The organism is Paenibacillus diazotrophicus (genome assembly GCF_042610465.1).
Genome location: NZ_JBGJZN010000001.1, coordinates 1,621,250 through 1,633,886 on the forward strand (window position 1 = coordinate 1,621,250; position 12,637 = coordinate 1,633,886).

Annotated in this window: 13 protein-coding genes; 5 read left to right on the forward strand and 8 right to left on the reverse strand. The window is 46.7% G+C overall.

The genetic code is table 11. From position 1 onward, the window contains the following. Positions 1-16 precede the first annotated feature (16 nt). Positions 17-1,675, forward strand: a complete 1,659-nt coding sequence (locus ACAN54_RS07385) for a cellulase family glycosylhydrolase (RefSeq protein WP_379152521.1) — start codon at positions 17-19, stop codon at positions 1,673-1,675. A gap of 138 nt (positions 1,676-1,813) precedes the next feature. Here the strand turns inward: ACAN54_RS07385 and ACAN54_RS07390 are convergent, their stop codons facing one another. The 6 genes from ACAN54_RS07390 to ACAN54_RS07415 all read right to left on the reverse strand — a co-directional run bounded on the left by ACAN54_RS07390 (position 1,814) and on the right by ACAN54_RS07415 (position 8,477). Continuing rightward, the gene (locus ACAN54_RS07390) at positions 1,814-3,013 is read right to left on the reverse strand and encodes a Ger(x)C family spore germination protein (protein ID WP_379152524.1); all 1,200 of its coding nucleotides are present in this window, start codon (positions 3,011-3,013) and stop codon (positions 1,814-1,816) included. Then, entirely contained in the window at positions 3,006-4,109 is a 1,104-nt protein-coding gene (locus ACAN54_RS07395) for a GerAB/ArcD/ProY family transporter (protein ID WP_379152527.1), read from the reverse strand. Before ACAN54_RS07395 ends, ACAN54_RS07390 begins: the two co-directional genes overlap by 8 nt. Before the next feature lie 26 nt (positions 4,110-4,135). After that, entirely contained in the window at positions 4,136-5,803 is a 1,668-nt protein-coding gene (locus ACAN54_RS07400; RefSeq protein ID WP_379152530.1) for a spore germination protein, read from the reverse strand. Between the two features lie 185 nt (positions 5,804-5,988). Further along, positions 5,989-6,309 carry a hypothetical protein gene (locus ACAN54_RS07405; protein WP_379152533.1) on the reverse strand — a complete coding sequence of 107 codons (321 nt, stop codon included), beginning with the start codon at positions 6,307-6,309 and terminating at the stop codon, positions 5,989-5,991. Between the two features lie 154 nt (positions 6,310-6,463). Then, on the reverse strand, positions 6,464-7,738 hold the full coding sequence (locus tag ACAN54_RS07410) for an ATP-binding protein (RefSeq protein ID WP_379152536.1): 1,275 nt from the start codon (positions 7,736-7,738) through the stop codon (positions 6,464-6,466). A 64-nt stretch (positions 7,739-7,802) separates the two neighbouring features. Further along, on the reverse strand, positions 7,803-8,477 hold the full coding sequence (locus ACAN54_RS07415; RefSeq protein WP_379152539.1) for a response regulator transcription factor: 675 nt from the start codon (positions 8,475-8,477) through the stop codon (positions 7,803-7,805). Between the two features lie 152 nt (positions 8,478-8,629). Between ACAN54_RS07415 and ACAN54_RS07420 the strand changes: the two genes are divergently transcribed. The 3 genes from ACAN54_RS07420 to ACAN54_RS07430 are packed head-to-tail and all read left to right on the forward strand — an operon-like array spanning position 8,630 to position 10,443. Further along, on the forward strand, positions 8,630-8,902 hold the full coding sequence (locus tag ACAN54_RS07420) for a hypothetical protein (protein ID WP_379152542.1): 273 nt from the start codon (positions 8,630-8,632) through the stop codon (positions 8,900-8,902). Between the two features lie 13 nt (positions 8,903-8,915). Further along, entirely contained in the window at positions 8,916-9,872 is a 957-nt protein-coding gene (locus ACAN54_RS07425) for an FAD:protein FMN transferase (RefSeq protein WP_379152545.1), read from the forward strand. Further along, the gene (locus ACAN54_RS07430; protein ID WP_379152548.1) at positions 9,853-10,443 is read left to right on the forward strand and encodes a ferric reductase-like transmembrane domain-containing protein; all 591 of its coding nucleotides are present in this window, start codon (positions 9,853-9,855) and stop codon (positions 10,441-10,443) included. Before ACAN54_RS07425 ends, ACAN54_RS07430 begins: the two co-directional genes overlap by 20 nt. Positions 10,444-10,558: 115 nt before the next feature. Here ACAN54_RS07430 and ACAN54_RS07435 read toward each other — a convergent pair whose 3' ends face one another. Beyond that, the gene (locus tag ACAN54_RS07435; protein WP_379152551.1) at positions 10,559-11,038 is read right to left on the reverse strand and encodes a GNAT family N-acetyltransferase; all 480 of its coding nucleotides are present in this window, start codon (positions 11,036-11,038) and stop codon (positions 10,559-10,561) included. Between the two features lie 152 nt (positions 11,039-11,190). Between ACAN54_RS07435 and ACAN54_RS07440 the strand changes: the two genes are divergently transcribed. Further along, entirely contained in the window at positions 11,191-11,775 is a 585-nt protein-coding gene (locus tag ACAN54_RS07440) for a P-loop nucleotide/nucleoside kinase family protein (RefSeq protein ID WP_379152554.1), read from the forward strand. Positions 11,776-11,795: 20 nt separating this feature from the next. Here the strand turns inward: ACAN54_RS07440 and ACAN54_RS07445 are convergent, their stop codons facing one another. After that, positions 11,796-12,620 carry a helix-turn-helix transcriptional regulator gene (locus tag ACAN54_RS07445; protein WP_379152557.1) on the reverse strand — a complete coding sequence of 275 codons (825 nt, stop codon included), beginning with the start codon at positions 12,618-12,620 and terminating at the stop codon, positions 11,796-11,798. Positions 12,621-12,637: the final 17 nt, after the last annotated feature.

A 12,637-nucleotide genomic window follows, 5' to 3' on the forward strand; every position in this document is an offset into this window, starting at 1 on the left:
ATGAGGAGGAAAATGAATGTCGTTTGGTTTCAGGAAATTTGGTTTGCTGTTCGTTGCTTTGGTATTACTGGCAGGTGCCTATGCGTATCCGGGCCAAAAGATGAACGCTCAAAGTGCAGAGGGCTATTATCAAACTTCCGGTAGCCGGATTGTGGATTCCGCAGGCAACCCTGCAGTGTTCAACGGACTCAATTGGTTTGGCTTCGAAACCTCAAATTATTCTCCACATGGCTTGTGGTCACGTTCCATGGACGATGTACTCGACCAAATCAAGGCAAAAGGCTATAACTTGATCCGCCTCCCCTACTGTAACCAAATGTTTGATGCTGGTTCTGCTGTCAACAGTATCGATTATGCCAAAAATCCAGACCTAGTGGGTCTAAAGCCGATTCAAGTCATGGATAAGCTGATTGAAAAAGCGGGAACCCGCGGCATTCGCATCTTCCTGGACCGCCACCGCCCGGATTCAGGAGGACAATCGGCGCTGTGGTACACTGCAGCCTATCCCGAAACCCGCTGGATCAGTGACTGGATCATGCTGGCTGAGCGTTACGCGAATAACCCCACGGTCATTGGGGCAGATCTGCACAATGAGCCGCACGGCACGGCAAGCTGGGGCACCGGGAATCTTGCTACCGACTGGCAGCTTGCCAGTGAGCGCGCAGGAAATGCAATTCTTAACGCGAATCCGAACTGGCTGATCATAGTCGAAGGCATCGAAACCAACGTTCAGGGTAACTCTACAAGCTACTGGTGGGGCGGCAACCTGACAGGTGTGCGGAATCATCCAGTTGTGCTTACCTTGCCGAACCGGGTAGTCTATTCTCCACATGATTACGGGCCGGGCGTAGCTTCACAGCCTTGGTTCAGCGCTGCCAGCTTCCCGGATAACTTGCCTAAGCTATGGGATGATACCTGGGGATATATCAGCAAGGAACAAATAGCTCCAATTCTTACAGGCGAATTTGGCGGGCGCAGTGTAGATACCCTCACCGTAGAAGGAAAATGGCAAAATGCGCTCGTAAGCTACATCGGGAAGAATAATCTCTACTGGACCTACTGGAGTCTTAATCCTAACAGCGGAGATACCGGGGGACTATTACAGGATGACTGGACCTCATGGAATGAGCCCAAGCAAACCATGCTGAACCCTATCATGAAGCCGGTTACCTTTCCTACTGTGCCTGGCGGTCCAGGAGAGGAACCGCTTCCGGGTGACCTGCAAGCCACATCACTTTATCGTGTGGGTGAAACAGGGACTGCTGTTAACTCAATCAGGGCGAGCCTACAGCTGAGGAATGAGTCAAGCACCTCTATTCCCCTAAACGAACTATCGGTACGTTACTGGTATACAAGTGATGGAAGTACCCCACAAACCCTGGAGTTTGATTATGCGGCAATTGGAAAAGAAAAGCTGATTACGACGATCGTTCCTCTCATGCAGCCATTGACCGGTGCAGACACCTATGCGGAGATCAGTTTTACAGCTAGCGCAGGCTCTCTTGCAGCATCCGGCACAACCGGTGACATTCAATTCCGCATTCATAAAAATGATTGGTCGAATTACAATCAGGCGGGGGATTACTCATTCGCACCAGCCCTGACCAGCTATACAGCAAATAATCATATTACAGTCTATCATAAAGGAAAGCTGATTTATGGGATTGAACCTTAAAGACCTTAAAATGCAGACTTATATATTGTGAAATCATAACCGAATGAAAATACGGCAAGGTGTCCGTATACATCAATGAACGGACACCTTGTTTAAGTGCACGCCACCCGGTTAGGTGGTGTTCAGCTGTATTAAATTCTATTCCATGAAAGACCCATAATCAGTAATTTTCATCTTCACATCAAAGGTAACTGGAATCCGGCAAAATGCTTCATCCCAATGGTCTTTCAGCTTTTTCCACACCTGAGGTTTCTCAATACTGAGCCGATTCCCGAATCCGGCAACCTCTACTTTGTATTCCGACTGCATTTTTTGCATTAGTGACTGAATCATAGAATTCAGCCTCTCTTCAAAAATCCGCTGAACATTTTCAAGATAATCCTTATTAGTGGAAACCTTTCCCTTCCCCCATTTTTCAATTAATCTTCCTTCGGATTCTATGCTCACGTGAAATGCTGGCTGTTGTTCCTTGTTCAGCTTTACGGACACTTTAGAGTCTGCTGATTTGATCTCATAGGTTATAGGTTTATGGTCCTGATTATATGCCTTGATCGTCCCTCCCTCGACTTCCCCCTTAATCCATGCGATGCTCTCCACATCCTGCTGGTTCAGACTCCCGATCCACTTGCCGGTGTCCCCCTTAATAATCCCTCCTCCCGAAAACTCCAAATCCCTGTCCGCTTCTGCAATATTCTGTAATACAAAACTTTGCTTGGCATACATTAGAGCATCTAATTCGGATATAATGACACCTTTCATGATTTTACTGGTTCGAAAACGGTTACCAACCATTTGTTTGAGGTGAAAAGCGGGTATGTCATCTGCGAATTTCGATACGAGAGTGTCTGCAGCCCGTCCTTCACTTAAATAAATTAGGGTGCTAGGCCGAATATCATTATCCCTAAGCATAAAATCCATTAAATCCTCTATCTTCTGCTGTTGTAACAGCTCCTTGGAAATAATAAAGACTTTCAGATGATGCCCTATCAGCGGGCGGTCCAGACGAGTAGCGAACTGTCGCAAGATCTCCAATACAGAGTCTCCAGTCTCCGACATATTAACATATTTCGGGCTGTCGGAACTTGATTTGTTAGATTTACCCGAAGAGCCATTTGACTTTTTCGGGGCGATTTCAACCGTGACTGTGATGGTATTCTGTTTATAGTAGCCTCCACCCTTTTCCTCCAGACTCTGTTCTGCTGAACTTAGTTTACCGGTATCCAACGCGATGGCAGTATACAGACTCAAATCTTCAATTTCTTTGCTGCTCCAGCACCCGGCTTGTGTTAGCAGAAGAACGCATGCCAGGAACGTGAGCAGGTATCTGGACTTATACATTCTGCTTCAGCCCTTTCCTTCTGATTATCCAAACGACTGACAGTAAACAAGGAATCAATATAAACATTACGATTCCCATAATACCGATAGCATCACCAAGCGCAAAAACATCGTTAATCCGGACAGGAATCATGGTTGTAAGAAAAATGAGCGGCATCAATCCGAAAATAATCGGAGCAAGCTTAACATTGAATATCTGGGAGATTCCAAGCGAAGCATTGAAGAAAAAGCTGCAGAAATTGCAGAACATTTGCATCATCCAGATCACAAGCAGCGGAAATTCCATGCGTTCAAAGAAGAACCCTGAAACTTCAAAGCTGCGGATTAAGTCAATGGTTGGCCAGGTACTTGTGACTACGGAATCTATCGACAACCCGCCTATAGACATAACAACAGTCAACAGGTATAGTGCCAGGGGAACCGAGATTCCGCTTATCATAGCTTTGACGGCTTGCTTCGGGTGCTGCATATATGCAACCAACGTCATTACAACCTCGCCGCCTGTAAACACCAAAATCGTGGATTTCAAGCCTTTGATTACCGGGAGTACACCGTCGCCCAGCAGCGGACGCAGATGATTGATGTCAAAAAGTTTTACACTTAAGAAATAACATAACAGAAGTACAAAAAGGCTGACTGGAAAAAGAATCTGGTATACTCTGGCAATCGCATTAATTCCACCAAACACCAGATATCCGCCCACCCAGATAAACGGGATCACAATTGCCCAAATGGGAGTGCCTTCAAGTAAGAAAAACAAGGTGATCTCGGCAAATACGCGAATCTCAAAGCCTGCGATAATGACAAAGTAAATAATAAGAAGGATAGACAGACAACTCCCCGGGATCCTCCCTGCGATTTGTCTGGAATATTGGTATATGGTCTTGCCGGGAAATTGCTGACTGAGCTTAACCATCAACAAGATGACCAGCATGACAATTCCTCCGCCCAGCAGAACAGAAATCCATGCATCCGGTGTTTTAACGGTCTCTAGAACAGACCTCGGCAAGGTCAATATTCCCGCACCCAGAACCGTGTTCGTCAAGAATATAGCAGCCTGTGTAGCGGTGATTTTCTGATCAGAACGTTTAAACACCTGTATTCCTCCATTCTGGGTTCAGGTTAAGAGCGTCGTTTTTTCTTTTGCGGCTTCATCATTTCAGGTCTTCGCTTCATTAAAGACATGGGTGCACGGATGTAGAGATCCTTCCAATCGCTTAACCGGATTGGTGAAAAAGGAGTTACGTAAGGCACTCCAAAGCTCGTAAGCTTAGTTAGATGAATGAGGATTAGCATGATAAACAGGATCGTACCGTACATCCCCAACATAGCTGCAAACAGCATGCCAACGAACCGCAAAATACGTAATGTAATCCCTGCGCTGTACATGGGGATAGAGAAAGACGATATGGCTGTGACCGCTACTACGATAACCAGAAATGGGCTTACAATTCCCGCCTGTACCGCGGCATCGCCAATTACTAGACCCCCCACGATACCCATTGCCGGTCCGATCGGTTTAGGTAGCCGTATCCCTGCTTCACGAAGGATCTCAATAGATATTTCGAGAATGAGCACCTCGATAAGAGACGGGAATGGAACGCCTTGCCGGGTCTCAATAATACTGATGACTAGCTCCGTTGGGATTAGTCCAGGATGGAATGAGATAAAGGAAATGTAGAGTGCCGGTGCCAGCAGGGCCATAAATGCTGAGAAGAATCTGAGCATACGGAGCAGTGTTCCCGGGAGCCAGCGCTCATAATAATCCTCTGGGGATTGCAGAAGCATACTGAAGGTCACAGGAACAATAAGAGCAAACGGGGTACCATCCAGCAAAATCCCTATTCTTCCCTCCAGTAAAGAAGTTATGACCCGATCGGGACGTTCCGTATTCTGCGTCTGCTGAAACGGACTTAAATAGTTATCCTCGATTAATTGTTCCACATATCCGGATTCGGCCAGGAAGTCCATATTGATCTTTGAGACCCTATTTGTTACCTCTTCCAGCAAATCAGGATTGACAATATCCTTGATGTAAGCGATGACTAACTTTCGTTTGACTTGGCTTCCAACCTCATAAAGCTTCATCTCCAGATTTTTATTCAAGCCTTGACGCCGGAGAATGGAGGTATTCTCACTCAGCACCTCGGAAAAGGCGATTCTGGGCCCCCGGAGGAGTCCTTCTGACGTCGGTTCAGTAATTGCCCGGATCGAACCATGAGGTATCCCGACTAGAATCCCAGCGTCAATCCCGTCTATGATCAGAGCAGTGTAACCAAAGAGAATGAATTCCTGCAGCTTCTCCAATTCATTCACTTCATTAATTTCCGATAGTGGAAGCAGACGTTCTTTAAGAGCAGATAGAGTGACCGGTCTCTGAGGGACATGCGGTACCCCGTGATTCTCCATAGTGCCAGACATCAACGGCTCCAGTACCTGCTTGTTGATCATTGCTTCATCCTGCATGCCTTCAACAAAGACAAGTGCTGCCTTTAGGTCATACCCGCCTACCAGGAACTCCCGAAAATGAACATCACTGTTCATACCTATACGATCCTTAATCGAAGCCAGATCGGTGCTGTAATCTCCACTGAGTATGCTGCCCGGAGGCTTATTGCCTTTGGTCAGTGTGGATGAATGTCCCTGGTTGAGTTGAGGACCTCTTCCGCTGCCTACGAATGCGTACAGTTTTCTGTATACAAAATAGATTCCCAGTGGACAAATCAGTGTAATTGCAGCTTGCACAAAAACAGCCCAGCCAGGAATGAAGGAAATAATACTCGACCACATTCAGCTCATTCCCTTAATTATAATTTTTAGGCACAGTCCTATTTAAGCGTGTAGTCTTTTAAGTGTGCCAAATAACAGTAAAATTTAGTCATAAACAAATAACCCTCATTCTCCTTGGAGAAATGAGGGTTATGTTTGCTTGAATTAGGATGGCTGAGATGGTAGTAAATTGGAGGGATTTTATCTTAGGAGTGTAGGGAAACCTCTTTGTACCAAGCTTTTAGATTTGAACTGAAGTCCTTGTGTTTCTTGATGTAAGCCCCTATGTGTTCTTCCTTGACCGAGTTCAACCCCATCCCAAAATGATCATAGAGCTCTTGGATGATGAATTCATAGATCTGATCTGTCTGCTTACCCTGTTCAAGCAACTCTAAGAGATGCAAGGTGATGCAATCATATTCATCTGAAGGTGCTCTACTTCCAATGAATCCAACAGGGTCCCAGGAGTTCACAAGCATCCTAGCTTGCGGAAATAGTTCGGTGTGCTTCTGCTTTAATATCCTCATTTCAGAGGGTGAACAATGTTCCAACATGAGTCTCACCTACCTTTTATTCTATACCTGTATGATAAACCGCAAGATCTAATCGCACTATGAAAAGGAACATACTCCAGGGTAAACTGACCAGTCTTAGCTTTCGCAAAGGAATATCTGTGTCTTCCTATAAGGGAAGTAGCACCGTGAAGGTGCTGCCTTCACCAGGAATACTGTCCACATGGATGGAGCCAGCATGTGCTTCCACAATCCACTTGGCAATTGACAAGCCGATTCCATAGCCGCCAAGCTCACGGGTTCTTGACTTATCCACCCGGTAGAATCGTTCGAATAGGCGGGACAGGTCACGGGCATCAATTCCGATTCCATTATCTTTTACTTCAATACCAAGCATATGGGCTCGTCCTTCAGTACGGAACAGCCTAAGCTCCACCTTACCACCTTCCGGTGTATACTTAATCGCATTATCCAGCAGAATGACGAATAACTGAGATAGTCTCTCTTTATCGGCATTGATCATTATTTCTTCTCCGGCACTGAAGTGGAGCATTATTCTTCTTTCGCTGGCAAGAGCTTCTAAAGATCGCACAATCTGGCCGGCACATTCGGTAACATTATAGGATGATTTCTGTACCACAGCTGCATCGGAGTCAGAGCGTGCCAAGGTGAGCAGTCCGTCGGATAACCGGATCATTCTTTTGGCTTCATCCCTCATGTTCTCTAGTACTTTACGGGCGAATGGCTGATCATCGCCTACTCCCTCCATCTCCAGTGCATCGATCGAGGACAGCATTACGCTAAGCGGTGTTCTCAACTCATGGGACGCATCCCCGACGAATTCCTGTTGTCTGGCAAAAGACCGCCTTACCGGAATCATTGCTTTTTTGGACATCGAATAACTGAGAAATATCGCCAATCCGAAGAATAGTATTGCAACTGCAAACAGAATTACAATTAGCCACTGAAACAGCCGAAGCTGTGCGGAGGTGTCTTTGACGGCGTAGAGAATACCTGCTGCTTTTCCCTCATGGAATATTGTTTTGCCAGCAACGAGAAGTTCTCCTGATCCTTGGTGATTGGCTGTATCTGCTTCCGAATAACGGATAGTGCGATAGATGGTCTCTTTTGAATCAGGAATCAAGCCTTCCAAATCCCCACTCAATTCACTGAAGCTCCGAGAATACGGAAGATTCGCAGTGATGAGTTTCCCCTCAAGGTCTGCCAGAATACCGGTAATTTCACCGGATTCATTGGGGTTCTTCCTTAACCAATCCTCTGGACTGTTCCCGTTCCTGTTCAAACCGTGCACACCATATTCATGCATCGAATTCACCCGGTCATTCAGCCAAGATTCCAGCTGCTGTTTTTGCTGATTGATTAACAGATAGTGTAACAGTCCATAAAGGGTCACAATAAATAAAATCAGAAAGGTAATCAGCACGGCGCTGTACTGAATGGTGAGCTTTCGCTGCGTCTGTTTGAGAAGATCTGTAGATCCTCGTGGTCTATTTATCAATTTTATACCCGACCCCCCTTATGCTCTGGATCCAGTTGTCTCCTGTAATACCGGAAAGTTTCTTGCGTAATAGCTTCACTGTCGCATCGATGGTTTTGGGTCCGACATCAGCGTCAAGCCCCCAGATCCGGTCAAAAATAACATCACGGGTCAGCACAATACCTATATTCTGCGCGAGCAGATCCAGTAGTTGGAATTCACGCGGCGTTAGCTGAATCTCAGTGTTGCCGAGCCGTACACTCTGGGCATTCCGGTTAAGGCGGATATCCCCGATTCGTATCTCTTGCTCCAGAATAGGCGCGAAATTCCGCCGCTGTAGCGCCCGTATGCGTGCAAGCAGCTCTTCAATTTCGAAAGGCTTGATTAAATAATCGTCAGCCCCGGCATCAAGACCTGTTATTTTATCGAGCAGACTGTCTTTGGCCGTTAGCATCAGCATAGCACCCATATAACCTTCACTTCTTAACCGGCGGCAGATACTCACTCCATCCCCGCCCGGCATCATCCAGTCCAGAATCAACAGATCATAGACCATTCCTGAAGCGTAAATGTATGCATCTTCTCCGGTGGTTACCCATTCCACATCACATTCAGCTTTTTTCTTAAGCATATGGGCAATCAGTTCACCCAGACGCAGATCGTCTTCAGCCAGCAATATTCTCATCTGTCTTTTCTCCTCTTATCGATGTGCTGATTAAATCATAGCATTTGATGATGAAATTAAAATGAAATTTACCGTCTGTTACTTTCACCATATTTTCACCAACTTGAATTAATCTGTGAATACATTACAACAAGGAAATGAGGTAAATCACAATGAAAAAGCAAAACTTGATTAAATGGTTAATTGGAGTGACAGGCGCTGTCCTGTTTACCGGCTTTATTGGGTATATCAATCATTCAGAAGCCGCACAAAGTGATTCCTCTCTTGCCATATCTTCAGGCTATGAACAAGCTCAGGAACCAAACAGGGATTCTACAGCGGATGGACCAAGACAGCGGCGCGGGGATTTCGGATCCGGATTTTCGGGCAGCACAGGTTCAGAGGATAGCCGGGGCGAAGGAAGAATACGAACTCAGGCATCATAAAGGGGGAAGCAGCATGAGCCATTTCAAAGCAATGAATACTAGCTTTCATACACACGGGCTGACTGCAGATATAGATGAACAAGCGGAACGCTGGTTTCATTTCGTTGAAATGGAGCTCAGCCGGTTCAACCTGGATAGCGGCCTAATGCGGCTGAACCAATCACCGGGAAAGCCAGTAACAGTCTCGCCGCTCCTGTTCGAAGTTCTGAACGAAGCGGATAAATATTATACAGAGACTGGAGGTTTGTTCAACCCCTTTATGGGTAACATTCTGGCTTCGGCGGGCTACCGGGTAAGCTTTGAGCAGATAAGCAGTAGTAAGTTGACTGAGGAAGAAAGTACATTGTCTGAAGCTGAACCTGGGATTAGTTCCATACCCAGTTCTATAATGCGGCTTAACCGCAATCCGGATACAGTTCTTCTCTCTCCCGGCTATTCCGTTGATCTGGGGGGAATTGCCAAAGGCTGGAGTGCGGAGAAGTTCTCCCTAAAGCTGCAGCAACAAGGTATTGAGAGCGGAGTGATCGACGCCGGCGGTGATGTGATCCTGTGGGGAGATGCTATACGGATCATTGACGTAGCCTCACCCTTCATTCCAGGGGATGACCTTGCAGCTATTCGCATAAGAACAGGGGCGGGTATTGCCACAAGCAGCAGCATAAAGCGAAGCTGGATCCATGCAGACGGGAGCACACGGCATCATATTATGGATCCGCGTACATTGCAGTCCAGCGCTTCGGATCTGGTCCAGGTCACAGCAATCTGCCCAACGCTTGTACAAGCAGAGGTGTACGCCAAATGCTTGCTTATTCTGGGCACGGAACAAGGTATCCCTTGGCTGGAGAAGAATTATCCCGATTGTGCGGCTATTGCCGTCAAGGCAGACGGGACGGTAATTCCGATAGGAGTAATCGAATGTATTCTAGCCAAACAACAAGGAGGCGGTGTCCATGCAACAGTGGCTAAATAGTCTTGCGGAGCACCTATCGGTGTGGACTACAGTAAGAGCTGCCGGTTTCACTTCCTATCTGCTTCTGTTCTTAGCCGTTACTGCAGGTCTGCTACAAGGCGAGCCGTGGGTGAAAGGCCAGCGGCGCGTGCAGCTGAATCTTATCCATCAGTGGACAGGCTGGTTCGGCCTGCTATTCGGTCTTGTACATGGACTAGTGCTTACTTATGATCAAAATGTAGGATATTCGCTCTTTGAACTTGCCATTCCTTTCGCATCCCATCATGAACCGCTGTGGACCGGACTTGGAACCCTTTCCTTCTATATGCTCCTATTGATCCTAATCAGCTCAGATATGATTCGTACCATTGGAAAAAAACTATGGCGGGCTATTCACTTTTTGGCTTTACCGATGTTCGTTATGGCTCTTCTTCACGGAATCATGCTTGGGTCCGATACCAGAGAACCCGGAATTCAGGTTATGTATATGCTGACAGGATTGACGATAGCCGGATTGGTAGTCCGACGAATCTATGTTGGCCGGCAAATTCAGGCGAAACGCTTGGTCTCAGTAGCAAGAAGATTATCGTAAATGAAACGAAGCAGGAACACTTTGCGGAAACAACAAGGATGCAGATTGTCCTCATGACCATGGCTCGCGCTATTGGCATGAAGGCAGCTGCATCTTTTGCTGTTGTCCACAATGGTTAATGGATTAAATCTTTGATGTACCAGGCATCACAGGCATAATGTTCGGAGCCGGCAAGCGGGGCGTCTAATAGCAAGAACCCTTGTTTGATGTAAAATTTATTAGCGGCTTGCATGCTTTGCAGAGTTTCCAGATAACACTGCTTGTAATGGAGAGAAGCAAAATCCAGTGCTATCCTCAATAATTCTGTAGCGATACCACTTCCGCGAATGCTTGAAGATAAGTACATCTTCTGAAGCTCACATACCTGATCTGACCCATCGAAGGAAGCTATTCCGCAACCACCCAGCACTTTCCCGTCTTCTTCCACGATCCAGTAAGCCCGGTCAGGCTCATTATTATAGTAATGATACAAATCATGCATACTCTCATCAGCCCACGCCAATCCTTCACGGTTCCCGCCGAACTCGATCAGGCATTCTCTGATGATCTGTTCAATTGAAGCATTATCTTTAAATTCAATATTTCGGATGATCATTGCTTTGGTTAGCCTCCATGTCTTAAGTTAAATATAGGTTTAATTCTAACATAACATAAAACCATCATTGATTCAGGTAGTCGGATCTTAAGATTTCCAGGTGTAAACATGATAGGATAGGTAAATGATGACTATAGTTAGGAGAGACAATGATGAACAAACTTGTATTCTTCCTGGGACCGGCGGGTGCCGGCAAAACAACCTTGGCCAAAGCAGTCGCATCTCGCCGTAAAGCTGCTATCCTGGATATGGATATTCTCCTCAGGCCTGCTGCAGATGTGATCATGAGCATGCATGGTCTGGACCCCGATGACCGGGATTCCACAGAGTATAAAAGATTATGCCGCGATCTAGGCTACCGGATCACCATGGATGCCGCGCTGGATAATATGGGACTGGAATGTGACGTATTTGTAGTAGGTCCATTTACCAAGGAAGTCCAAGACCCTGGATGGATCGGAAGTGAGCTGGCCCGGATCGGCCGCAACCTGGAAGAAATTGAAGTAAGAGTGGTTCTGGTAAGTCTGGGTAACTACGAATTATACCGGGAACGGATTGAAGGCAGGCACTCTCCCCTGGATGATTGGAAGTTCCGGAACTGGGAGACTTTTAGCACTTCACTTGAGAGCCGAACGGTTGCCTGGCCTCTTCAGGCGGAGAACATCCTGCGGATTGATAATTCGAGTTCGGATGTTCAAGCGGCTGCTGTAATTGTAGAAAGGTTTATTTACGGCTAGTTAAAAAGGAATTGCAGTACCTACCCCTCCAGCCCATGAAGCTGCTTGAACTCCTCTGGCCGCATGCCCGTGACCCGTTTGAAGACGGCACAGAAATAGCTGGTATTCTCAAACCCCGCCTCCTCGGCAATCTCATAAATCTTTTTCTCCCTGCCGCTGAACATAAGCTGTTTGCTGCGGTTGATCCTCTGTTTATTAATGTAAGTCACAGGCCGTTCATGCAGTGTCCGCTGAAACAAACGGCATAGATATTGAGGTGAGATCGACACTACCTCCGCTAATTCCTTAAGCGGCAGGGTCCGGTGCAGATTCAGTTCGATATGCTGCAGTACCGGCTTGATGCGTTCCAGTTCATCCTGACCGCCTGCCGGTGCCGACAGCTGCGCCTTGAGATCAAGCATTAATGCATACATCAGCTTGGAACGCTCCATATTAACATCAAGACTGTTGGCATGTGACAGCTCAAGCATTTTTTGCAGGGGATTCAGTAATGAGAGATCATTCAGCCTTCCAGGTCCCGATTCCCGGATTCCGGCATACGTCAGAAGTCGTCCCGCTTCTCTTCCATTAAAAGAAACCCAGGACAGCTTCCATTCAGCACTAATTGGTGCATAGGCATGGGCAACATGCGGAAACAGAAAGAAAACGTCCCCCGGTTCTACAATGTAACGCCGATCCTTTAGAAACAATTCACCTTTGCCTTCAAGGACCTGATGCATCTGATAGTCCGGGAACCCCGTGGGTCGCTCCAATTCCGGTTGATGCTCCCAGAACCCGATAGTTGTGGCATACAGCGGCAGTGCCTCTATTTCATCTGTTTCGCAAAAGATCAATGTGCTCTCCATGTTAGTTCTCCTGTTTC

What these genes read in the sequence shown, in the direction of transcription:
- ACAN54_RS07435 (WP_379152551.1), bottom strand. Translation starts at nt 11,038, where the DNA reads ATGATCATCCGAAATATTGAATTTAAAGATAATGCTTCAATTGAACAG.
- ACAN54_RS07430 (WP_379152548.1), top strand. Translation starts at nt 9,853, where the DNA reads ATGCAACAGTGGCTAAATAGTCTTGCGGAGCACCTATCGGTGTGGACT.
- ACAN54_RS07390 (WP_379152524.1), bottom strand. Translation starts at nt 3,013, where the DNA reads ATGTATAAGTCCAGATACCTGCTCACGTTCCTGGCATGCGTTCTTCTG.
- ACAN54_RS07385 (WP_379152521.1), top strand. Translation starts at nt 17, where the DNA reads ATGTCGTTTGGTTTCAGGAAATTTGGTTTGCTGTTCGTTGCTTTGGTA.
- ACAN54_RS07400 (WP_379152530.1), bottom strand. Translation starts at nt 5,803, where the DNA reads ATGTGGTCGAGTATTATTTCCTTCATTCCTGGCTGGGCTGTTTTTGTG.
- ACAN54_RS07415 (WP_379152539.1), bottom strand. Translation starts at nt 8,477, where the DNA reads ATGAGAATATTGCTGGCTGAAGACGATCTGCGTCTGGGTGAACTGATT.
- ACAN54_RS07425 (WP_379152545.1), top strand. Translation starts at nt 8,916, where the DNA reads ATGAGCCATTTCAAAGCAATGAATACTAGCTTTCATACACACGGGCTG.
- ACAN54_RS07420 (WP_379152542.1), top strand. Translation starts at nt 8,630, where the DNA reads ATGAAAAAGCAAAACTTGATTAAATGGTTAATTGGAGTGACAGGCGCT.
- ACAN54_RS07445 (WP_379152557.1), bottom strand. Translation starts at nt 12,620, where the DNA reads ATGGAGAGCACATTGATCTTTTGCGAAACAGATGAAATAGAGGCACTG.
- ACAN54_RS07405 (WP_379152533.1), bottom strand. Translation starts at nt 6,309, where the DNA reads ATGAGGATATTAAAGCAGAAGCACACCGAACTATTTCCGCAAGCTAGG.
- ACAN54_RS07440 (WP_379152554.1), top strand. Translation starts at nt 11,191, where the DNA reads ATGAACAAACTTGTATTCTTCCTGGGACCGGCGGGTGCCGGCAAAACA.